The organism is Methanolapillus ohkumae (assembly GCF_032594355.1).
GTDB lineage: Archaea > Halobacteriota > Methanosarcinia > Methanosarcinales > Methanosarcinaceae > Methanolapillus > Methanolapillus ohkumae.
In genome coordinates this window covers 1,186,603-1,210,250 of the sequence record NZ_CP131061.1, presented here as the reverse complement: position 1 = coordinate 1,210,250, position 23,648 = coordinate 1,186,603, and the positions used below count along the sequence as shown (strand labels likewise).

The window sequence follows — 23,648 nt, the reverse complement described above, 5'->3', positions numbered from 1 at the left end:
TTTTTATTTTACTTTTTTTTCCGGCTTTTTTCAATTTTTATATAATTGCTCAAATTTACTTGTTTTTATTTTTGTTATGATGCCCATTATTCCTTTTCTTTTTTCTAAATTTTATTATTTTTACAAATCGGTTTGCATTTTATTTATATTATCTTATCTGGTTATATTTATTTTCATTTTAGATAGTTTTTTATATTATTTAAACATAAATGATTGTTAAATCGGACATTTTTTATCAAACTCTTTCTAAAATGTCTCGATTTAAAAGCCGTTTTTTTCTTCAAATCTTTTGAGATTTATGGAAACGGCGGCGTCTAACGTACTGTAAAATCTGTAGCCCGTTTCAAAAACGAGAATCCATAATGTAAAGTATCTAAAAACCACAAAAAAAGAACCTCAGCCGTGTTCGTCGCACGGCTGAGACATACTTCAAGCACGTTTTTAATTTAGATTTTTTAATTTTTTTAAAAATTTAAAATTTTTAAATCTGTTTTAAAAATAAAATCTCTTTAATCTTATTTTCTGAAATTATGCGATTTCCTCTTCCCCATCTTCCCGAATCGGGCGGGTGAGGAAGTATTTTTCAACATAATAAACCAATTCTTCATCCGAAATGCAGGACGTCCGAAGCTCGTTGTCGTACAAGCTTTGAATTTCGGCTTGGATTTTTTTCAGCCTCGGGTCCGTTTTTTCAAGCGTAATATTTGCCTTTAGAATTTCTTTCATCGCCTCTTCCACTTTGAATTTCACACTGTCCAGGCCGGAAGAGTCGCCGAGAAGTACAAACCGTTCCCCGCCGACAAGTTCCGGCGGATACGCTTCATAAATGAACGGGTTTTTCAAAACGCCGGCGGCATGAATTCCGGATTCGTGCGCGAAAACATTTCGTCCAACCACCGGTTTGTTGCTTGGAAGTTTGATTCCGATGCTTTTTTCCATGTAGTGCGCAAATTCGGTCAAACAGGAAAGGTCATATTTTTTAAATCCGGCAACACGGTCCGCAAGGAACAGCAATATTTTTTCCATTCCCGTATTTCCGGCCCGCTCGCCGATTCCAAGGAACGTGACACTGGTCCAGTCGGCGCCGGCCAAATATCCGGACAGCGAGTTTGCGGCGCCCAGTCCGTAATCGTCATGGACGTGGGTTTCAATATGCCGGGCACCTAATTTTTTAAGCGATCGGACCATTTCCGGAATGCTGTATGGCTCATTGAATTGTTCAAATGGCAAGCCATAGCCGACCGTATCGCAAATCCGAAGAATGCAGTCCGGATCGATTTCCAATATTTTTTTCACAAGCGGATAGGTAAATCCCGGGTTGTCGGCGCGGGTCATGTCTTCCAAATGGGCGCGGGTCTTAAGGCCGTGATCGACGGCGTATTGAAGGGCGTTTAGGTATTTTTCTTCCGCCTGTTCTCGGCCGGCCAGTCTCATTTTTGCAAAAATATGGGAGTCGGAGACTGACATGAGAATTCCTGTCTCCGAGAGACCGTCGACCGCTAATACTTTGTCGATGTCGGCCGGAACCGCGCGCGCCCAGCCGGTAACAACCGGACATTCATATCCGATGTCGAGCATGGTTTTGACGGCATCAATTTCTCGTTTGTTAAAGACAAACGCTTCCACTTTTTCAATCCCGATTTTGTGCAAATATTCATAGCAATTGACTTTAAATTCACGGGTCATGACAATGCCCGGCATTTGGCTGCCGTCGCGAATCGTGCTATCGCTGATGAATATTTCATCTTGAGACAAATTGTTGAGTTTGGGCATGTCTTCATAACTTTCATAAAGGGTCATAATGTTTCCACCATTTTATTTCTATTTTTTTACAATCAGTTCCTTGTGCAGCATCTTTTTTAATCGTTGAAATCATCCGGATCAAAAAAGAGAAAAAACATTTCATTAAATATATCAAAAACGAAATAATGAAATATTGGAAACGTTTCTTTTTTTGCAGTTTTTCCTTTGTAAAATGAGCAATTATAAATCAGATAATTGAAAATTCTTAAAGCCGCTTCTCATTCAAATATGTTACTGTTTACAAATCCCCTTTTCGGTTTACATTCTATTTTATGGTTGACAATCTCCGGAAAAACGAATGGATCATTGTTTTTTAAGAAAACAAACGGTATTTATAATTTGGAAGAATTTAAGAATCCAAAATCTAAAAGTACAAATCTAAAAGTGTAAAATCTAAAAGTACAAATCTAAAAGTGTAAATCTAAAAGTACAAAATCTAAAAGTACAAAATCTAAAAGTACAAAATCTAAAAGTACAAAATCTAAAAGTACAAAATCTAAAAGTGTACCTACAAAATTATCCAAAAATTCAATCGGATCAAATTTTAAATTTTTCAGCAGGAGGAGAAGAAATGTCTGGTCAAAATGAGAAACAAGAGTATGACCTAAATATCAGTGAAATTTATGACCAGCTTCAAAAGCGGCCGGAGCCCCCCAAGCCTCCCGTCAAAACGGAGGAGTTTGAGGAAATCCATGATGTGAATAATGAAAATAAGATTCGGCTGGCGTGTATTTTGGAATCAGGAGATTTGGATTTTCGTGACCGCCTTGTTTTTCGCATGCATCCGATTGCGGCCGGCATAAAAGCCTTTAAAAATAATTCTAAAATTTACACCGACACGCCTCTGATGAAAGACGCGATTCTCTCCAAAATCCGGGAGGAGCGGGAGAAAAAATCGGCGTCCGCCTTTTTGTTTGACCTGGAAGTCATTTGTGCGGCCGACCATCCGAAAGCCAAAGAGTTTTCTGAAAAACACAATCTTTCAAAGGCCGCCGCCGGGTTTATGGTGTTGAAAAACGAAATCAAAAATTCCATCGTTGTCATCGGCCAAGATGATTCTGCGCTTCTCGGGGTCGGCCGGCTGGCGGAGCGAGGCAACAAGCCGTTTTTGATTTTAGGATTTCCCGCCGGTTTTGAAAATCAAAAGCAATCCAAGGAATTTTTGGAAAATAACAAATTAGAGACGCCATTTATTTTATCAAGCGGAACAAAAGGCGGAATTATGATTGCAGCGGCAGTTGTTGTTGAGCTTTTCAAAATTTGGAATGATGAACAATCGATGACGAAAGATTGATTTTTTTTATTTTTTCATTTTTCTCTCTTTTACTCATTCTTCACTTTCCATTTCAACAAAATCCCGTCTTCGATTTTTTCAAAAGAAATCAGTTCCAGCCGAAGCAATTCATTTTCCGAAAAACCCGCGCCATCCGCAAACGTCGGCGCGTTCTTTCCGCCGATAATGATATTTCCGACAAACGTGTAAATTTCATCCACAATTCCGGCCGCCAAAATCCCGGCGTTCAGCGTCGCGCCGCCTTCCACCATTAATGCTTTAATGCCTTCTTTTCGGAGCAGTTTCGCCATTTCAACCAAGTCGACACGCCCCAAGCCGTTCGAGTCGGCAACAATAATTTTGGTGTCCGGATTCTTTTCCAGAGAATTCATTTTGTCCGCCGGCGCGGCTTTGGAAACCACAATAATCTTTTTGCCTTTTCCTTTCTTAAAAATATCAGCATCTGTCGGTGTTTTTGCATGACTGTCCACAATAATCCGAACCGGATTTTCTTCTTTTCCCTCCAAAACACGTTCTTTGCGCCGCTCTTCGGATTTGACGGTCAAACTTGGGTTGTCGGAAAGCATGGTTCCGATGCCGACCATAATTCCGTCGGAGGCGGCCCGAAGCGTGTCTACCCGCTCAAAGTCGGCGCGCCCGGAAATCTTCACCTGTTTGCGTTCTTTGGTTGAAAGTTTGCCGTCGGCCGACATGGCGGAATTGATAAAAATGAAAGGAAGGTCGGAGGATTTCATGTTTTTTCCTTTGAAAATCGGGTCTTTAAATAAAAACAACTCATAAAGACACTCATTATACCCATAAAATAGAAAGAGACGAAAAAAAATTGCGGAAAAATGAATTAAAAAATAAATTGAAAAATGAATTCACATTTTTCAATTCAATTAATCTTTCATTTCAATCAGCGGAAGCAGCAAATCCCGGTCTCGGAGCATACCTTCTAATTTTCCGGTCGCGTCAATGATGGGGATTTGGTCGATTTTATTTCTTTTCATTTTCTTCGCGCAAGAATCAACACTGGCCAAACTGGTCGCGGTAATCATGTCGGAAACCATGATATCTTTTGCGAATTTATTCATCGGAAGCTTCACACTCGACACGCTGTAATAAATGCTCATGGTGTCGCGCATGGACTCCCAAGTCCAACTGTCATCATCGTTTCCGGCGGACATATCGGATTTTTCCACCCGGTCCTCAATAATACTTGCGCCGACAACGTCCCGGTCGGAAATGATTCCTACCAAATTGAGCCCGGAATCCACAATCGGACAGGCTTTGACATCCGCCAAGTCCATGAGAAGGGACACAACCGGAAGCGGTGTTTCGTTCCACAAAACATATACGTTGGGGGACAAATAATTTTTAATCGGGGTTTCGATATTTAAATCAGCAATGGCGCCGATAACGTCGGCGGTGGTGATGAGTCCTTCCAATTTGCCGCCGTCGCTGACAACAGGGAGACGCCGAATGTTTTTCTCGTAAAGGACGCGGGCGGCTTCTTTTAAGCTTTCGCCGGTTTTAATGGTGACCGGATTTCGGGACATCAAAAGGGCCAATTGTTCTTCTTCCGGGTTTTTTAAAATATTGGTTCGGGAAACAATTCCGACCACTTTATTATCTTTTAAAACCGGAACTCCTGACACCTTCTTGTCTTTTAAAATTGCCAAAACCTCATCCCGAGAACCCGGAAGCGTTGCACAGGCAACATTTTTAACCATGACGTCTTCCACTTTCAAATTGTGAACCATTTTTACACCTTTTGTTGTCCATGAAATTACAGTTAAACGTAATAAACAAACGTACATAAAACGATTGAATCAAGAATTAAAATTATCAAATAATGAATCAAACAATGAATCAAATAATGAATCAAACAATGAATCAAATAATGAATCAAACAATGAATCAAATAATGAATCAAATTATTTAAATCATCAAAAACTTTTAAAAATTTTAATTTCTTTTTGTTTTCAGTCCGTACAGCTTCATTTCATTTAAATTATTCATTTAAAATTATTATTTTATAATATATATAAAAACGAAATTTCACAACTTACATGTTCGGATTGAATAAATATCTGTTGATTATTTTTCTTTCTTTTTTTTCCATCCATCATTTTTTTGAATAGGCATGATAATTTTTCAAAAATTATTTTTGGTTGTGCTGTTCCGGTTTTTTAAAATCTATATAGATTTTGTAAAAATCATATTTTATTTAGGAATATATAAGTTATTGGTAGAATCTATAAATATATTCCATTCTTTTTTTGTCACTGTACAACCAATCCGGGTTAAAATTTAAAATATATATCCTTAATTTTAAATTTTAAAACAAATGTTGGTTACGTCTATTATTTCTATATAATCTATATAGATTAAAAAATCTAAAAATAAATTCCAAAAATAAATTCCAAAAAAATACAATTTTAAAAATAAATTTTAAAAATATAATTCAAATCCGTATGTTCTTTTTTGAAAAGAACAGGAGTTTCAATAAAATGAAAAAAACCATATCTTTTGCATTATTTATTTTATTTTTCGTATCGATTGCTTTTGTTTTGGGTTCCGGATGCTTAGGTTCTTCATCCCATGACACTCTTACCGTGAGCGGTTCGACAACGGTTCTTCCGCTGGTCCAAACTCTTTCTGAAGAATACATGGCCGACAACACGGACGTCATTATCAGCCTCAAAGGCGGCGGTTCCGGAACCGGCCTGGCAGAATTAATTGACAAAACAAATGACATTGCGATGTCTTCCCGAAAAATCAATGACAAAGAAATCGCGAACGCCAACGCCAACGGAATACAGCCGGTTGAAACCATCATCGCATGGGATGGTTTGACCATTGTTGTTCATCCGGAAAATCCGGTCAACTCTCTTTCTCTTGAACAGCTTTCAAAAATCTATTCCGGCGAATACACGAATTGGAAACAAGTCGGCGGAAATGACATGCCGATTGCGGTCATTTGCCGCGATTCCGCATCAGGAACTCAGGAATATTTCAAAGAAGCCGTTATGAAAAACACATCTCTTCGAAATGATGTGATTACGCAGGCGGCAACCGGCGCCGTCACCCAAGAAGTCGCTCAAAATAAAAATGCGATCGGATACATCGGAGCCGCTTACCAAGATTCCCGCATCAAAACAATTGGAATCCAGGTGAATGGAACCGTTGTCTACCCAGCCGAACAAAATATTCTCACGGGAACTTATCCGCTTTCCCGTCCGCTTTACTTGTACACCACACAAAATCCGACGCTTGCTGCTGAAAACTTTATCAGCTACATTATGAGTCCCAACGGACAATTCATTGTAAAAACAGTCGGCTACGCACCGGTAAATATCAACGGGTAATGCAGCAGGAAATGCAACGGGTAATGCAAAATACAAAATTTCAAATGAAAAAGGCCGGAAAAAACATGATGAAATTCAATCTCTCCGCGAAGAATTCTTTCCGGTATTTGAAAGAAAAAATGATGAGAATTCTTTTTTTATGTGCGGGAATCGGAACCATTCTGATTCTCCTCCTCATCTGCCTTTTTTTATTCAGCGAGGCCCTTTCTTTCTTTTCCGTTTATGGTTTTTTTGACTTTTTAACCGGGACCGAATGGAAACCGGGCACGTCCCCGGAACTTTTCGGTCTTATTCCGCTTCTTTACGGATCCGTTTTAGTTACTGTCGGTGCCATTGTCATTGCTCTTCCCATTGGAATTTTCAACGCCATTTATTTGGCGGAACTGGCGAGCCCGAGAACCGCCGGAATTCTCAAACCGATGGTTGAACTTCTGGCCGGAATTCCTTCCATTGTTCTTGGTTTTTTCGGGCTGGTCGTTTTGGTCCCATGGGTTCAAAATATGTTTGATTTGACCACCGGGCAAACCGCACTCACAGGGTCGTTTATTCTCGCGATTATGGCTCTTCCGACAATCATTTCAATTTCCGAAGATGCGATTTCTTCGGTTCCGGATTCGCTCCGTCAAGGTTCATTGGCTTTGGGCTCCACTCATTGGCAGACTATTTACAAAGTTGTTTTGCCGGCGGCCATTTCCGGAATATCGGCGTCGGTCATTCTCGGAATCGGACGCGCAATTGGAGAAACCATGGCGGTCATGATGGTAACCGGAAACATGGCTATTATTCCAGGCGCTGACGCCTATTTGTCATCTGTTCGAACGATGACCGCGACAATCGCGCTTGAAATGGGAGAAGTTGCCAAAGGAACGGAACACTATTATGCGCTCTTTGCGGTCGGAGCAGTCCTATTTATTATGACGCTGATTATTAATTTAACAGCGGATGCTGTAAAAAGAAAGTACAGGTTTGAGGTGTAATTATGCCGGACACAAACAAAATGAGCAACGAACAGAGTCATGATTTATCGGCGGATTCAGTTATCTTCACAGTTGACTCCGCCGTTGACTCCGCCGTTGACTCCGCTGTTGACTCCGCTGTTGACTCCGCTGTTGACTCCGCTGTTGACTCCGCTGTTGACTCCACGGATTTCGCCGGCCTGTCTTCTCCTTCCAATTCTTTCTTTTCCTCCGCCAAAAGCGTCTCTCGAAAAAGACACGACTTGTATCAGAAGGTTGCATTTTTGTTGATGAAATTGTCGGCGGTCTTGGCGGGTTTCATTTTGGCGGGAATTGTTTTAGATATTGTTTGGAACGGTTGGACGGCTTTAAATCTTGATTTCCTGACGAAAATGCCGCAAAATGGAATGACCGCCGGCGGAATTTTGCCGTGCATTGTCGGAACGGTCGAACTTGTAATTTTATCGCTTCTCTTTGCGGTTCCGGCGGGAATTATCTCTGCGGTTTATTTGACAGAATACGCGTCCGATGGAAAAATTAAGTGGGCGGTTGAGCAGGCGGTGAACAATTTAGCCGGCACGCCATCGATTGTTTTCGGGCTTTTCGGGATGGCGCTTTTTATCAAATATATTGGCCTTCCGTCCTCGCTTTTAACGGCATCGCTGACGATGGGTGTTTTAATTATGCCGGTCATCATCCGGACCACTCAGGAATCTCTGTTGTCGGTCCCAAAAGAACTCCGGGACGCTTCTTATGCGCTTGGTGTGACCCGGTGGGAAACGATTCGGCATGTTATTCTGCCGTCGGCTTATTCGGGAATTATTACGGGCGTTGTTTTAAGCATTGGGCGTGCGGCCGGAGAGACGGCGCCCATTATGTTTACCGGGGCGGTTTATTTCTATCCGAAAATTCCGGATACGGTGTTCTCTCCCTTTATGGCGCTGTCCTATCATTTGTATGTGATGGCAACCGAAAGCATGAACATTGAGTTGACCCGCTCCCTTCAATATGGAACGGCTCTCATCCTTCTGATTATCGTTTTTTCCATGAATCTCATGGCGGCCGGAGTCCGGCGCCACTATCGGAAAAAATCCGTTTAAATAATTATACAACAACCCTCTCTACAACCCTCTCTACAACCCTCTCTACAACTCTTCGTGCACGTCTGAGCGACGCAAACCTGAGCGGCAACAACCCTCTCTACAACCCTCTCAACAATAATCCCATCGATTATTTCCAAAATTCAGAATCAGGAGGTCATTAAAATGATAGAAAACCCAACAACATTTAATTCTTCCGGAAAAAATCCTCATTTTTTCATGGAAGATTTTCCTCTTCATACGGCACCTCATACAGGTCCGGTCTCCATTGAAATTTCAGAGTTGAATTTGTGGTACGGCTCTTCCCGGGCGCTTAAAAACATCCATCTCCGGCTTCCCCAAAATTGCATTTTCGCATTTATTGGTCCTTCCGGTTGCGGAAAATCCACACTTCTTCGGACGATTAACCGGATGAATGATTTGGTTTTGAATTGTAAAATTGAAGGAAAGGTCAAAATCAACAACATTGATATCTATAACAAGAATACGGACGTGGTGGAACTTCGAAAACGGGTCGGAATGGTTTTTCAAAAACCCAATCCATTTCCAATGTCTATTTTTGACAATGTGGCCTACGGCCCGCGTATCCACGGTGTTTCCAAGAAGGAAATTCCGGAAATTGTGGAGCGGGCGCTTAAACAGGCGGCGCTTTGGGACGAGGTTAAAGACCGGTTAAAAACGCCGGCTCTTTCTTTAAGCGGCGGCCAGCAGCAACGGCTTTGTATCGCAAGAACGCTTGCCGTAGACCCGGAAATTATTCTTTTTGACGAGCCGTGCAGTGCACTCGATCCGATTTCAACCGGAAAAATTGAAGAATTGATGATTCAATTAAAAGACCGATATACAATTATTGTTGTGACACACAACATGCAACAAGCAACGCGGATCTCGGATTATACGGCATTTTTTATGTCCGGCGAACTCATTGAAACCGGGCGGACGGAAGAAATTTTTGAAAATCCGAAAGACGAACGGACGGAAAAATACATCACAGGGCGGTTTGGTTAAAATGCTCAGACGAAATTATGACGATAATTTAAACCGGATGAAAAAAATCATTCTTCAGATGGGGAATATTGCACTTGACATGTTTGAAAAAAGTATGGATTCCTTTTGGAATCAAGATTCGGAGCTTGCCAATCAAGTTGCGGAAATGGACAATACGCCGGACCAATTGGAAAAATCCATTGAGATTTTGGCGGTTCATTTGATTTCGCTTCAACAGCCGCTTGCGCGGGACACCCGGGAAGTGGTTTGCGCGATTCGGATTGCGACTGATCTTGAGCGTGTCAGCGATCATGCTGTCGATATTTCCGAATATGCGCTTTACGCGCACAGAAATAAGGTCAGCGGCGAACTTATGGAATCGTTGACAAGAATCCGAAAGACGGCGAATGATATGCTTTTGGGAGCCATGAAAGCATATGAAACCCGGAATGTGGAGCTGGCCTACAAAATCGCTGAAATGGATGATGAAATCGATGTTGTTTTTTGGAATATGCGTACCAGTATCATGAACGGAAATCCCTATGATATTCCGCTCCAAGTTTTAATTTTGGCGGAACATATTGAGCGGATTGCTGATTATGCGACCAACATCTGTGAGGAAGTGGTCTATTTGGTGAAATACGAACATGTGAAATTGAACTAAAAGAAAATTCCTCCGCTTCGCTTCGGAATTTTCAAGGGCGGGTGCATCTCTCATTGATGTTTGCTCCGCTCCGCTTCGCAAAAATTCCTCCGCTTCGCTTCGGAATTTTCAAGGGCGGGTGCATCTCTCATTGATGTTTGCTCCGCTCCGCTTCGCAAAAATTCCTCCGCTTCGCTTCGGAATTTTCAAGGGCGGGTGCATCTCTCATTGATGTTTGCTCCGCTTCTCATTTTCGAGGACGGCATGTACGCGTTACGGCATCCGATTTGTTGATTTCGTCCAAAACCCGTTTCTTGGCTCCTTTTCATTACTAAAAAACAGTCTATGGTTTCTTTTTCTTTTCTCAAAAAATCCCTCTTTTCTTTTCTCAAAAAATCCCTCTTTTTCTTTTCTCAAAAAATCCCTCTTTTTCTTTTCTCAAAAAATCCCTCTTTTTCTTTTCTCAAAAAATCCCTCTTTTTCTTTTAACTCTTAAAAAAATTGAATCGTAAGCATTTAATTCTAAGAATGAATTCTTTTCATCAAATTATTTAAAGGAAAATCAACTATGAGTGACATTTTAAGACGCGGGCGTTTAAGCAAAAGCCCGGATGAGGAAATGCGGGCTTACACGTCGTCGATGGCGGCGGACAAATGGATTTTTGAAGCGGATCTGCATGTCGATTTAGCGCATACGCTGATGCTTTCCAGTCAGGGAATCATTTCAAAATCAGACGGTGCGAAAATCTTGTCGGGACTTTTACAAATTCGGGAAGAGGGGATGGAATCTCTGGATTTCAGTTATGAAGACATTCATATTTCTCTGGAATCCCGGCTGATTGACCTCATCGGCGCGGAGGCCGGCGGCCGCATGCACTCCGGACGTTCCCGAAATGATGAGGTGGCGACTTGCATCCGGTTTGCGTTGCGGGGGGAACTTCTGTCTCTTATGGACGACTTAATGGTGTTGCAAAGGGTCTTGGTGGCGCTTTCTCAAGAACATTTGACAACCATCATGCCGGGTTTTACGCATTTGCAACATGCGCAACCGACCACATTCGCGCATCACATGATGGCGCACGCCGATGCGTTGGAGCGCGATATCGTGCGCGTGATTTCCGCATATTCCCGTGTCAATTTGTGCCCGCTCGGAGCAGCGGCATTTGCATCGACCGGTTTTAATCTGGACCGGGAAAAAACATCCCGTTTGCTCGGATTTTTTAAACCGATGAACAATTCCATGGATGCGGTCAGCAGCCGTGATTTTTTAATTGAATGCGCGGCCGTGTTTTCCAATATTATGATCCATCTCAGCCGGATGGCGGAAGAAATTATCATCTGGTCCGGTCAGGAATTTAATTTTGTGGAACTGGATGACACTTATGCGTCCACCTCATCCATTATGCCTCAAAAGAAAAATCCGGATACGGCCGAATTAATGCGCGGGAAATCCGGGACCGTCATTGGGGCGCTTTCGGCGCTTTTGGTTACCGCCAAAGGTCTTCCGCTCAGCTACAACCGAGATTTGCAGGAAGCGACGCCGAATATCATTAAAAGTTCGGAGGTGACGTGTGCGTCGGTTCGAATGATGGCCGGTATGCTTAAAACGATGACTGTTCATGCGGATGTCATGGAAAAGCAAGCTCCTCTTGGATTTACAAGCGCGACCGAACTTGCTGACACGATGGTTCGGGACGCGAAAATTCCTTTCCGGACGGCCCACCAAATTGTCGGAACACTCAGCCGAAGTTCTTCCATTGAGCCGACGCTTGAAGAAATTGATGCCATCGCCGTCACGGTCATCGGCGAAAAACTCTCAGCGCGCGGTCTTTCCAAAGAGGCGATCGAAGAGGCACTCATCCCGATGAAAAATATTGAACGGCGGGCTGTTCTTGGAGGTCCCGCGCCGGTTCAAATGAAAAAAGCGATTTCGGATAAAGAAAAGCAGCTTTCAATGTTTAAATCTCAAATCTCGGCGCTGCATTCTTCGGTTGAAGATGCGCTTGATAATTTGATTGCCGAAGTCAAAAAAGAAATTTAAGTGAATTTTATTAAAATTTATTAAAATTTAAATTGATTTTTAAAAATGAATTCAAATTTGACGAAATAAATTGGCATCCGAAACGGATGCCAATTATCACAATAAATAATTATTAAAAAATATAATATATCGGATTGAAATCATTTTCTTTTATAATCTCATAATTCTAAATATTTCATTCATCTTTTTGTTTTATCTTTTTGTTTTTAATTTGATTGAATATTTATGTTTAAAATTGAAATTGTTTGAAAAATCAGGGAGAGGATTGCGAAAAATGTCATATAAAATTGGAGATTTTGTCAGAATCGAAAAGGACGGCGCTTTTTTTGAAGGGCATATTATTTCGGGGGAGCCCGGTTACATCACGCTTAAAATGACCGGCGGTGGTTATATTTCCGGCTTTTTAGAAGACGCGGTCCGTGTTGAAGTTTTGGAGTCGCCAAAAAACCCGCCGATTTTTTTAGTCCGGCCGTCTGCGAAAAATGCGCCGGCATTTTCAAAAAGCAAATCCGGTAAAAAGATTTCTATTCTCTCTACCGGCGGAACCATTGCGTGTTACTTTAATCCGGAAACGGGAAGCGTCATTCCTTCGTTTTCGGCCGCCGATATTTTGTCGGAAGTTCCGGAACTGGATGGTTTTGCGGATTTTACTGCTCGGGAAGTTTTTAGCTTGCTGTCTGAAAATATGGGCCCTCAGCACTGGATTAAATTGGCGGAGGCGATTTATGAGGAAATTCAAAACGGCGCCGACGGAATTATCGTAACGCATGGGACCGATACGATGGCTTATTCGGCCGCCGCGATTTCCTATATGATTGAAACTCCTGTTCCGATTGTGTTTACCGGTGCTCAGAAAAGTCCGGACCGCCCCAGCAGCGACAACCACATGAATTTGATTTGTGCGGCCAAAGTGGCGAAAAGCGACATCGCGGAAGTCATGATTGTGATGCACGGCAGCATATCGGATGATTTTTGTTTTGTTCACCGCGCCGTCAAAGCGAAAAAAATGCACACAAGCCGGCGGGACACGTTTAAATCCATAAATATGGCGCCGCTGGCCCGAATCGATTACAAATCCGACCGGTTTGAATTAATGTCTGACAACACGGCTTACTCAAAACGCGGTGAAAAGACACTTTCTCTCTCTCCCAAACTTGAGACCAAATGCGCGATTGTTAAGTTCGTCCCTGGTTCCAGCCCCGATATTTTGGACTATTATCTCGAAAACGATTACAAAGGAATTGTTTTGGAGGGCGTTGGCTTGGGTCACGTTTCTGATGATTGGGTTTCTGTCATTCAAAAAGCGGCCGTCAAGAAAATTCCGGTCATTGTCACGTCTCAATGTATTTTTGGAGCAACGGCAATCGATACGTATGAAACCGGTCAGAACATGAAAAAAGCCGGCGCGATTGAAGCGGTTGACCAAACCACGGAAGCTGTTTTTGTTAAAATGATGTGGCTTCTCGGGCAAGGATTGGATTATGAAACCGTCCAAAAAAAACTGGTTGAGGACTTACGCGGCGAAATCTCATCGATGATTATTGATTAAATTTAAAAATCGGTTCTAATATTGTATGGCAATCAGATTTTGGTCTCGGTTTTAAAAATCAGATTTGCCCCTATTTTTAAATTTTTATGTTTGTCGAAAAAACAATAGTGTTCAAACCATCAACAGATTGCAGTTGCTGGAAAACCACGAGTAGATTGCAGTTGCTGGAAAACCACGAGTAGATTGCGGCAATGCTGGAAACCGTAAGCTGATTGCAATAATAGCATTCGATAGACAAACTGAAAAAAAAGAAAAGAAACCGGCGAATGCCGGTTTTTTATTTTTGTTTTATTTTTTATTATGTTTTATTTAGAACAATCCGCCGAGAAGTCCGCCGCCGAGGAACAGCGTTGAAAATAAAATGGCAACCATGTTCACGACTTTAATCAAAGCATTTAAGCCCGGACCGGAGGTGTCTTTGCAGGGGTCTCCAACGGTATCACCGACAACGGCTGACTTGTGTGCGTCAGAACCTTTGCCGCCGTAAAGGCCGGATTCAATTAACTTTTTCGCATTGTCCCAAGCACCGCCGCCGTTGTTTAAGGTCATCGCAAGCATGAGTCCGACTACGATAATTCCGATCAACAGACCGGCAAGTGCCGCAGGACCAAATAATATGCCGACCAAGAACGGAACAACGATGGCCAAGATTCCCGGAACCACCATTTGGCGAAGCGCCGCAGAAGTCACAATATCGACACACTTTCCGTATTCCGGTTTTGCCGTACCTTCCATAATTCCCGGAATTTCCCGGAACTGGCGGCGTACTTCTTCAACGACGCCCATTGCCGCTGTTCCCACCGCACGCATGGTGACGGCGGCAAACACGAATGGCAAAAGTGCTCCGATGAGAAGGCCAACAAGAACCAACGGATTGTCAATGGCAAGCATGCCGGAATCCAAATTTGTTTTAATTTTAAAGTCCGCGAAAAGTGCAAGGGCACCGAGTGCGGCGGATCCAATCGCATATCCTTTGGTGACAGCTTTGGTGGTGTTTCCAACGGCGTCAAGCGCATCCGTAATTTCACGAACCGATTCCGGTTGCTTGGACATTTCAGCAATGCCGCCGGCATTGTCCGTAATCGGGCCATAGCAGTCGAGTGCGACAATCATTCCGGTGGTGGACAACATGGCAACGGCTGCAATTGCAATGCCGTAAAGACCGGTTGTCGGATCAGAAGCGCCGCCGACAATGAAATATGAAATCAAAATGCCGAGGATAATCACAATAACCGGAAGAGCCGTGCTTTCAAAACCGAAAGACAAACCAGAGATGACGTTAGTTCCGGCACCGGTTTGAGATGCTTTTGCAATGTCTTTGACTGGACGGTATTTGGTAGAGGTGTAGTATTCCGTAAAAACAACCATTAAGACTGTGATGACCATGCCGACTAATGTTGCCAAATAATAGTGGTAGTCGCCGACCAGATAATCGGTCACAAAGAAGAAGAGAATGGCACAAATTATTGTGGCGGCCGCAACTCCTTTGTAAAGAGCGTTCATGATTTTTGTGCTCTTTCCGAGGCGGACAAAATAGATGGAAACGATGGTTGCCAAAATGGCAGTTGCCCCTAAAATCATCGGGTACAAAATCGCATTGGGAAGGGATGTAATAATCAAGGATCCGAGAAGCATGGCGGCAAGCAAAGTGACCGCATATGTTTCAAACAAGTCGGCTCCCATACCGGCACAGTCTCCGACGTTGTCGCCAACGTTATCGGCGATAACGGCCGGGTTTCTCGGGTCGTCTTCCGGGATTCCGGCTTCGACTTTTCCGACAATGTCCGCACCGACGTCAGCGGCTTTGGTATAAATGCCGCCGCCGACACGGGCGAAAAGACTGATTAAACTGGCTCCGAAACCGAATCCGATAACCAGGTCGACGTCGCCGAAAAGAATATAAAAGATGCTGACTCCCAAAATGGAGAGGCCGACAACGGAGAGGCCGGTAACGGCACCGCCACGGAAAGCGACTCCCAATGCTTTTTCAAGACCTTGGCGTGCAGCGCTTGCGGTTCGGACGTTCGCACGAACGGAAACATTCATGCCGATATAACCAGCGGCAGCTGATGAAAGCGCACCAAAAACGAATCCGATCGCAATCTTAATTCCATCCGGTAAAAGGACCGCGATTAAAATGGTTAAAATGACCGCCACAATGGCGATGGTTTTGTATTGGCGATTCAAGTAAGCCATTGCCCCTTCCTGAATAGCACCGGAAATCTCCTGCATTTCTTTGGACCCTTTATCCTCGCTGAGAACTTTTTTGGCCAAATAACCTGCAAAGAGAAGACTGATGATACCGGAGATGGGCGCAAGATAAATCAAATATTCCATCATGGTAAACCTCTTTTTGAAAAATGAAATTTATAAATTCATATTTTTAAGACAATTCACAAATTGACAAATATGATAAAAATGACGTAAAAATCACAAACAGTTTCTATAAATTGTTCAAAACAATTGGTGGAGAAACAGCATGTTTTGCATGGAATTAGATATTTACCTATATAATTGTTTCACATCATTGTTTCACGGGGTTGAAAAGCTATACACTCTTTATTTTTTGAAATAAAGCAAAATTACATTTCAACTCATTTTTAATCAGATAATTATAAATAAAATAACATTGATTTTTTAAAAATAAACGGTTTAACATTGATTTTTAAAAAATAAATGGTAAAACATTGATTTTTAAAAAATATACGGTAAAACATTGATTTTTAAAAAATAAGCAGTAAAACATTAATTTTTAAGAAATAAACGGTAAAACATTAATTTTTAAGAAATAAACGGTAAAAGATTGATTTTTAAGAAATAAACGGTAAAACATTAATTTTTAAGAAATAAACGGTAAAAGATTGATTTTTAAGAAATAAATGATAAAACATCGATTTTTAAGAAATAAATGGTAAAACATGGATTTACAAATGAATGTTTGTAATGCCCATATCTCACGTTTTTGATAAAATATATGATAATCCATGAATTCAAAACAAAAAATATTTGAGGGATGACGATTGACTGAAAAGACATATTTTGCGGTTATTGGGGATATTATTTCTTCAAAAAAAGCAACGGACAGAAATCAACTTCAAGAGAGATTAAATGACGTATTGAATGATATTAATAAAACATATGCAAAGGATATTGCATCCAAATTTGTCATAACTTTGGGTGATGAGTTTCAAGGACTGTTAATAAAAGCAGAACGGTTACTTGAAATAACTGACCGGATTAAATTTTTGATGGAGCCGGTTGAAATTCGGTTTGGCATCGGAATCGGTAATATTGAAACAAAAATTAACAAAGAATCCAGTGTTGGGGCAGATGGTCCGGCTTTTTGGAATGCTCGAAAAGCAATCAATATTATTCATGATCACAATGACTACAAACGGTCCAAAATAATGATTCAAGCCGGCTTGAATGAAGAAGATGAAAATGAAAATGAATTTCTCAATGTGGTGAATGAAAGCTTACACCTTTGTGATTATATGGAAAGTAAATGGAGAAAAACACAAAAAAATGTAATTAAGGAGAGTATTCTTCATTTCGGATACGATACAAAAATAACTCAAAAAGAATTGTCCGTTCTCTTAAATTTGTCTGTCCAAAGTGTCAATTTCAAAATTAAAAACACAGGTTATTACAACTATCTTCGGACAAAAAAATCTATTTGCGAAGCATTACAGGAGATGTGGGGAAATGATAAGAGAAATGGGAAGGAAAATAAAAAAATAAAGTAAATGATAAAAAAATAAAATAAATTGTAAAAAAATAAAGTAAATTGTAAAAAAATAAAGTAAATGATAAAAAGATAAAGTAAATGATAAAAAACAAAGTAAATGGTAAAGATTATAAAAACATGAGGAGAAAGCGGAATGTTTGAAATATTCAGATTTTATTTGTTTATTTTTCTGATTTGTCATTTCATGGGTGATTTTTATTTGCAAACAAGCCAAATGGCGGAAAAAAAGACCGGCAATTATCAAAAAACGCTGATTCATTGTATTCTTTATGCTGTCCCATTTTTGGTAATGATTGCCGCCGGATTCTTTTTTTTCAAATATGGTCCCCACGCATTAATCAGAGAATGGAACTGGGAAATCATTATTTCTGCTACGATTTTCATAATTATTTCCCACATGATTATTGACCTGGTAAAATGTAGAGCGGAAACAAAGGTAGCTGGTGAGAACGGATTAAGCCCCGACAAAAATAAAAATTATTTCATTTGGGATCAGTTGCTGCACATTGGTATTATATTCATTGTTTCGTACGGAATTTCTAATCCTATCCAAATAATTCCCAGGCCATGGTTTATTTCAAAAGATTTGTATTTGGGAATACAGATTCTCTTGTACCTCCTCATTTTGTTAAAGCCGACCAACATTAGTTTTAAAAAAATATTTTCAAAATATCAACCCTTAAAAATAGAATCGGAAAACGATGTAACAATTGCCGGAGCCGGCGCTACAATAGGTTCTTTAGAACGTCTCCTTATGGGATTTTTTATGATAATGGGTCAATTCGCCGCCGTCGGTTTAATCATGACGGCGAAGTCCATTGCCCGTTATGATAAAATTTCCAAAGATCCATCTTTTGCGGAATATTATTTGATTGGAACGCTGTACAGCATGTTGATTACGCTGGCAGCTTATCTTTTGATATTCAAATTCGGATAAATCAAAAATAAAATTGAAAATGAAATGATTCAAGATAAATCGAAAATGAAATAAATCGAAATGAATTCAAAAAAATACAAAAAAAGCCAACTATGATGTTTTTTCAATCTTTAAAATTGGCTGCCATAATGCGCGCGCATGCTGCCTTCGGAAATGAAAACAAAAATATGAAAAAATAGAAAAAATAGAAAAAATAGAAAAATCAGAAATCCATTCCGATTTTTCTCAACGCTTTGTTTGTTTTTTCAATCGATTTTAAATTGTCCTTTTCCAGTTTTGTCATCGCTCGAATCGCGTCGATGTTTTCGGGAATCACATCGGATTCTTGGTGAATCGCTTGGAAGAAATAAAGCTCTCCATCGTCGATTGAAATCGAATCTTTAAAGACGCAGCTTTCCCACATATCATTTCGGCTTCTTCCCAAATCCCGTCCGAATTCAATGATTTCAGCGGTGGATGAAATGCCGTCTGAAATGAGTTTAATCCTTGGGCGGGATACGAACAACTTCTTAATATCGTCAACTGTGCATTCTTTTTTCAATTTAATGTTGAGCACGTGCAAGTGCATAAATGTCGTCGGCGCTTTAATGGCGGCCGAGGTGATATTGATGTGTGGCATAATCGTCTTGACATCCGGACCGTGGTGAGACGGCAATTTGACCGGGTCCAAAACAAGAGCATCAACCGGTCCGGTTTTGATGTCTCCCGGATCTCCCGCGCGCCTAACAATCGTTACGCGGACTTTTTCCACGCCATATTTTTGATCAAGCGGGTAAATCGCCCGGCAAAGGCCGGTCGTGTTACAAGATACGACACGCGCATAATCCGCGCCATACGCTTGATCGTAGTTCGCCTCAGCATTAAATGAAAGGGAGCAGACATCTTTACTTTCCCCGCCTTGCCAAATGGCTTTGACACCGACCTTCTCATAAAGCTCTTTATTGGTGATGCCGATTTTTCCCGGTGTACAATCCACAACAATATCCGCTTTTTTCACCATTTCCTCAATGGTTCCGGCAACAGGAAGACCGGCTTTTTTAAAGGCATCCATGCTGGATTCCGGAACATAAACCGGAAATCCTTTTAAAACAGCGGTTCGCGCTTCAAAATTCGGTTTTGTCTTGGAAATGCCGATGACTTCCATATCGTCTTGAAGGAAAACAGCATCTGCAACACGTTTCCCAATTGTTCCGTACCCATTGATTGCAACTTTAACCTTTGACATCGTCCATCATCCTCAATAAAAATTTAAATTTTGTTTACAGTTTTTATATTTATTACCTTTTCGAGTTACAGAATAACTTTTGCGACCGACACGCCCATGGAAAGTTCCAATGATTCTGCCACAGCTTCGCATTTTGTTCTCAAAAGAAAAGCAATCGGTCCGAAATATTCGTTGGATAAACTTTCATAATTCGCCATTCCCTTGCTGATGATTAAGGTGGAATTTTTCATGGCCTGAATCGTTTCTTGGGGTGCTTCGCAAACGGAAAGACCGACCGTATTCGTTCCGGTTGTTAAAATCTCATCGGCCAGTTCTCCGATATGAAGTTCCTCCGCGTCTTTTAAGGTGACATCTGTTAAAATTGGTTTTCCCCGGACAACAAAAATAGATTTTGTTGGGATTTTGAGGGAGTTCATTTGCCGCTGAATCTTTTGAATGATACGCAAAACTTCCCGGTCAAAAACAATCTCTCCACAGTTGTCCGCTAAATAAACCACGTTGGAAAGCCGTGTGAGCATGTCATCCGTGTCATCGACCGCCAATCCTTTTTGGAAATGTGTGGAAAATTCTTTTTTGAAATCCGCATCCGACGCGTCGTGTCCCATCACGCCGAAATCAAAATAATTGCCAATGACACTTGCCAAAACCGCATTCTTAAAAAGAATCTCAATCGGATACGGACTGTTTTCGACCGTGTAGGCATTTCCGGCGGGGTCGGTCCCGTAAATTAATTTTAAAACCGACGGCAAAATTTCAAGAGCCGTTTCGTTGTTGATTTTTTTAACTTCCCGGTACGGGTCGTTGTCATTTAAGACTTCATAGCATTTTCGATGCACCGCTGTTGCGATATCTGTCGATGTCTTGTCCCCCCTGTATTCCCGGCTCATCACCAAAAGACACTCTTTCATTACTTTTTCGACTAGAGTGGGATCATTGGTCGATAATCCACATTGGTAATGGACGCGGGACAATAAACAATATGGGCAACGCGGACTTATTTTCATGAAAAACCCTCAAAAAACCCTCAAAAACATGAAAAAACATGAAAAAACATTATCAAACAAATCATGGAATCAAATATCGTAATATATTAAATCAATGAAATCAAAATGGAATTGAATTATTAAATGGTTTCTGTTTGACATTTTTTCCATTCTTAAAACGAAATCAAAACCTTTAAAACCAAAGATGATAATTCTAGTTCTTCGTCGTGCTTGAATTTTTTGGGCCTATAGGGTAGCGGATATCCTGACGGACTTCGAATCCGTCGACTTGCGTTCGAATCGCAATAGGCCCGCTTTTTTTTATTTTTTTTCAGTTATTTCATTGGTTTTAGTGCTATTTTTCGTTTTTTTTCAGTTATTTCATTGTTTTTAGTACTATTTTTTGACTGAAATAGAAATGATTTTATTATAAAATTGAACTTATTTTTATTGACAAATTTATATATATTAAAGAGAAGTGTTTAGATTGTTTTGATTTTATGAATGAATTGTTTTTTAAAAATTTGATTAAAATGTGACTTCAATTTTCATTTAATGTTTATTTAAACTTAAGAAGTGATAAAATGAAATTCATGAGTTTACTGCTTTCCTGTTTGATTCTCAGCGCTGCGGTTTTTGCCGGCGGCTGTTTGTCAAACACTCCCACATCTGATACGGAAATGGACATGATTCCGTTTGGCTCTGAAAAAGAAATGCAAACCTATTTTGAAACCGTTTACCAGCCGGATTATTCATATCGCAGTGGAATTTCCATCTCCGGTGAGGCTCAGCCGGTCCCCGAAACCGCGAATCCATCGCCTCGGCCGCCATCCGATAGTTCGGCAACACCGACCACCCCCGCAATGCCCAATGTTCCGGCATCTCCGGAGGCACCAGCCGACGGCTCCGGGTCGATTGACAGGGTTTCCGAAACAAACGTTCAGGTCGCCGGGGTCGATGAAGCCGATTTGGTCAAAACAGATGGCAATACCATTTACTACACTCCGCAAAACTATTACGTTTACAACCTGACAGCCGTCAATGATTCTTACGGCGGCATGTATTACAACTACGAAACATATCCGTCCACCTTTGTCATTGACGCGCTCCCGCCGGAAACCGCGGCCGTGCTCTCCAATATCGGAATGACCGGAGAACTCTATCTGATCAATAACACACTGGTGGCGGTGAGCTATCAAGACATTTCCGCTTACAATGTCACCAACCCGGCCGCACCCGTTATGATTTGGCATCAAGATTTGGATGGATATTACGTGGAATCACGGCTGATTGACGGAAAATTATACCTTGTCGCCCAAAATTACAGCGCCGTCTATCCGGTCATCTACATGGGAAATCCGATTCCGTACACGGATTACTACCACCCGGTTGGACCCGTGACCACCCGCCCGGCAACCGATTCGACTTATTTCGTTTCCCAAATCAATGTCGGAAACGGCACATTTGAAAAAACAATCGCACTCATCGGCTCACCTTCTTCCACGGTTGTTTATTCCTCCTTGGATAATTTGTATTTGACCAACTATTACTATCCGGATGAGACGGCCATTTCCATGAAATTTATTACGGAATATGGAAACGATTATTTCCCAAGCGACATCATGGCCAAAATCGGGCGGATTGTCGACAACCCGGATTTAAGCGAGAATGTCAAATACACCGCCGTATCCGAAACCATTTACGATTACATGAACACCCTGTCATCGGAAGAGCGCAGCAATCTGTACAACGAATACGACCAAGCCTATTCGATTTACTTGGAAGAATATATTAAAAACAGCGAAAGTACCTTGATTTCAAAAATCAATTTAACCAACTTTACCGTCATCACCGGAACGGTTCCAGGTCTCATCAACAATCAGTTCTCCATGGATGAATACGACAGCAATTTGCGTGTCGCAACCACAGTGGGCAACTACTGGCGGCTGTCCGATGACCGGTCCAGCGGGGTCTATGTCTTGGATGAAAAAATGAAAACCATCGGAAATTTAAGCGGCCTCGCCCCCGGGGAACGGATTTACAGCGCCCGTTTTGTCGACGACCGGCTTTACATGGTCACCTACAAGCAAGTGGATCCGTTCTTTGTGATTGACGTCAGCAATCCTAATAAGCCGTCCGTTCTCGGAGAACTCAAACTTCCGGGATACTCGACTTACCTGCAGCCGATCAACGACACGCTTGTGTTGGGTCTGGGCTACACGGATAACGGTCAAATGAAGTTGTCTCTCTTTGATGTGACCAACGTCAGCGCGCCGATTGAGCTTTCCAGCTATGTCTTTACAAACACATACGGCTCGGAAGCCTTGTACGACCACCATGCTTTCCTATGGGATCCGGAATACAATGTGCTGGTGCTGCCGACGTATGAACACGCGTACATTATGGAAATTAAAAACAACAACATCTCCATGAAAAAAGACGACGTCCACAAAGAATCCTCTGTCATCCGGTCCATTTACATCAACAACTACTTGTATACATTCTCCAACAAGGAAGTTCACATTCTGGACCAAAACACATGGGATTTGGTTAAAGTCATTTCCATTCCGCAGCCGACCTATCCGTATTCTTCCTATCCGTACCCGTATTATGGAAAACCGGTACCGGATATGCCGGCAAATACACCAACGACGGCGGCATCACCGCCGCCGGTCTCGGCGGTTCCGGTGAAATAAACTGTGCAAATGACGGAAATAAAATCAATGAATGCCGCCGCAAATATTTATTTGCGGGTGGTATTTTTTCTCTTTTTTACTTTTTGATTTTTTGGGGTGGATGCCACAGCGCGCGTTATGGCACCCATTTTTTAATTTTTCCAAAAGAACGCGTATATTTTTTCTTTTTTCCAAAAAGTCATGGGTTGCTTTTCTTTTTTTTAACCAAAGCCATTGGGTTGCTTTTCTTTTTTTCAACCCAAGCCCTGGGTTGCTTTTCTTTTTTTCAACCAAAACCATGGGATTGTTTTTTTAATTTTTCTTTTGTTTTATTTTTCCGCTGCCATGCCTTTT

At 41.5% G+C, this 23,648-nt stretch carries 18 protein-coding genes and 1 tRNA gene; 12 read left to right on the top strand and 7 right to left on the bottom strand.

From position 1 onward, the window contains the following. Window positions 1-528 precede the first annotated feature (528 nt). Entirely contained in the window at window positions 529-1,800 is a 1,272-nt protein-coding gene (locus MsAm2_RS05175; protein WP_338097200.1) for a homocitrate synthase/isopropylmalate synthase family protein, read from the bottom strand. A 574-nt stretch (window positions 1,801-2,374) separates the two neighbouring features. On the opposite strand from MsAm2_RS05175, the gene MsAm2_RS05170 reads away from it, so the two are divergent. Then, window positions 2,375-3,097, top strand: a complete 723-nt coding sequence (locus tag MsAm2_RS05170; RefSeq protein ID WP_338097199.1) for a precorrin-8X methylmutase — start codon at window positions 2,375-2,377, stop codon at window positions 3,095-3,097. Window positions 3,098-3,126: 29 nt separating this feature from the next. Here MsAm2_RS05170 and MsAm2_RS05165 read toward each other — a convergent pair whose 3' ends face one another. Both MsAm2_RS05165 and MsAm2_RS05160 read right to left on the bottom strand, forming a co-directional pair. Further along, a complete protein-coding gene (locus tag MsAm2_RS05165; protein ID WP_338097198.1) occupies window positions 3,127-3,831 on the bottom strand; it encodes a 2,5-diamino-6-(ribosylamino)-4(3H)-pyrimidinone 5'-phosphate reductase in 705 nt (234 codons plus the stop codon). Between the two features lie 147 nt (window positions 3,832-3,978). Further along, entirely contained in the window at window positions 3,979-4,842 is an 864-nt protein-coding gene (locus MsAm2_RS05160) for a CBS domain-containing protein (RefSeq protein WP_338097197.1), read from the bottom strand. Between the two features lie 750 nt (window positions 4,843-5,592). On the opposite strand from MsAm2_RS05160, the gene MsAm2_RS05155 reads away from it, so the two are divergent. The 7 genes from MsAm2_RS05155 to gatD all read left to right on the top strand — a co-directional run bounded on the left by MsAm2_RS05155 (window position 5,593) and on the right by gatD (window position 13,726). Then, window positions 5,593-6,450 (top strand): PstS family phosphate ABC transporter substrate-binding protein, encoded by an 858-nt coding sequence (locus MsAm2_RS05155; RefSeq protein ID WP_338097196.1) that lies wholly within the window; start codon window positions 5,593-5,595, stop codon window positions 6,448-6,450. Next, on the top strand, window positions 6,450-7,427 hold the full coding sequence (gene pstC / locus MsAm2_RS05150; protein WP_420846960.1) for a phosphate ABC transporter permease subunit PstC: 978 nt from the start codon (window positions 6,450-6,452) through the stop codon (window positions 7,425-7,427). Before MsAm2_RS05155 ends, pstC begins: the two co-directional genes overlap by 1 nt. Window positions 7,428-7,429: 2 nt before the next feature. Continuing rightward, window positions 7,430-8,506, top strand: a complete 1,077-nt coding sequence (pstA, locus tag MsAm2_RS05145; RefSeq protein WP_338097195.1) for a phosphate ABC transporter permease PstA — start codon at window positions 7,430-7,432, stop codon at window positions 8,504-8,506. Between the two features lie 219 nt (window positions 8,507-8,725). Next, a complete protein-coding gene (gene pstB, locus MsAm2_RS05140) occupies window positions 8,726-9,514 on the top strand; it encodes a phosphate ABC transporter ATP-binding protein PstB (protein WP_338098513.1) in 789 nt (262 codons plus the stop codon). 1 nt (window position 9,515) lies between these two features. Then, the gene (gene phoU, locus MsAm2_RS05135; RefSeq protein WP_338097193.1) at window positions 9,516-10,157 is read left to right on the top strand and encodes a phosphate signaling complex protein PhoU; all 642 of its coding nucleotides are present in this window, start codon (window positions 9,516-9,518) and stop codon (window positions 10,155-10,157) included. Between the two features lie 547 nt (window positions 10,158-10,704). Then, the gene (argH, locus tag MsAm2_RS05130; RefSeq protein WP_338097192.1) at window positions 10,705-12,177 is read left to right on the top strand and encodes an argininosuccinate lyase; all 1,473 of its coding nucleotides are present in this window, start codon (window positions 10,705-10,707) and stop codon (window positions 12,175-12,177) included. 274 nt (window positions 12,178-12,451) lie between these two features. Continuing rightward, a complete protein-coding gene (gene gatD, locus MsAm2_RS05125) occupies window positions 12,452-13,726 on the top strand; it encodes a Glu-tRNA(Gln) amidotransferase subunit GatD (RefSeq protein WP_338097191.1) in 1,275 nt (424 codons plus the stop codon). A gap of 309 nt (window positions 13,727-14,035) precedes the next feature. Here the strand turns inward: gatD and MsAm2_RS05120 are convergent, their stop codons facing one another. Beyond that, on the bottom strand, window positions 14,036-16,063 hold the full coding sequence (locus MsAm2_RS05120) for a sodium-translocating pyrophosphatase (RefSeq protein ID WP_338098512.1): 2,028 nt from the start codon (window positions 16,061-16,063) through the stop codon (window positions 14,036-14,038). Window positions 16,064-16,746: 683 nt separating this feature from the next. Here MsAm2_RS05120 and MsAm2_RS05115 point away from each other — a divergent pair. Both MsAm2_RS05115 and MsAm2_RS05110 read left to right on the top strand, forming a co-directional pair. Further along, entirely contained in the window at window positions 16,747-17,472 is a 726-nt protein-coding gene (locus MsAm2_RS05115; protein ID WP_338097190.1) for a SatD family protein, read from the top strand. Window positions 17,473-17,607: 135 nt separating this feature from the next. Further along, window positions 17,608-18,411: a DUF3307 domain-containing protein gene (locus tag MsAm2_RS05110; protein WP_338097189.1), complete on the top strand. Its 804-nt coding sequence runs from the start codon at window positions 17,608-17,610 to the stop codon at window positions 18,409-18,411. Between the two features lie 202 nt (window positions 18,412-18,613). On the opposite strand, the gene MsAm2_RS05105 is transcribed toward MsAm2_RS05110, so the two are convergent. Together MsAm2_RS05105 and MsAm2_RS05100 are read right to left on the bottom strand one after the other, a co-directional pair. Continuing rightward, window positions 18,614-19,636 (bottom strand): type II glyceraldehyde-3-phosphate dehydrogenase, encoded by a 1,023-nt coding sequence (locus tag MsAm2_RS05105; protein WP_338097188.1) that lies wholly within the window; start codon window positions 19,634-19,636, stop codon window positions 18,614-18,616. A 65-nt stretch (window positions 19,637-19,701) separates the two neighbouring features. Further along, window positions 19,702-20,640 (bottom strand): damage-control phosphatase ARMT1 family protein, encoded by a 939-nt coding sequence (locus MsAm2_RS05100; protein ID WP_338097187.1) that lies wholly within the window; start codon window positions 20,638-20,640, stop codon window positions 19,702-19,704. Between the two features lie 221 nt (window positions 20,641-20,861). Between MsAm2_RS05100 and MsAm2_RS05095 the strand changes: the two genes are divergently transcribed. Together MsAm2_RS05095 and MsAm2_RS05090 are read left to right on the top strand one after the other, a co-directional pair. Next, window positions 20,862-20,933: transfer RNA gene (locus MsAm2_RS05095), tRNA-Arg, on the top strand. 279 nt (window positions 20,934-21,212) lie between these two features. Continuing rightward, entirely contained in the window at window positions 21,213-23,315 is a 2,103-nt protein-coding gene (locus MsAm2_RS05090; protein ID WP_338097186.1) for a beta-propeller domain-containing protein, read from the top strand. 24 nt (window positions 23,316-23,339) lie between these two features. Here MsAm2_RS05090 and MsAm2_RS05085 read toward each other — a convergent pair whose 3' ends face one another. After that, complete coding sequence (locus MsAm2_RS05085) at window positions 23,340-23,594, bottom strand: hypothetical protein (RefSeq protein ID WP_338097185.1); 255 nt, start codon at window positions 23,592-23,594, stop codon at window positions 23,340-23,342. Window positions 23,595-23,648 lie beyond the last annotated feature (54 nt).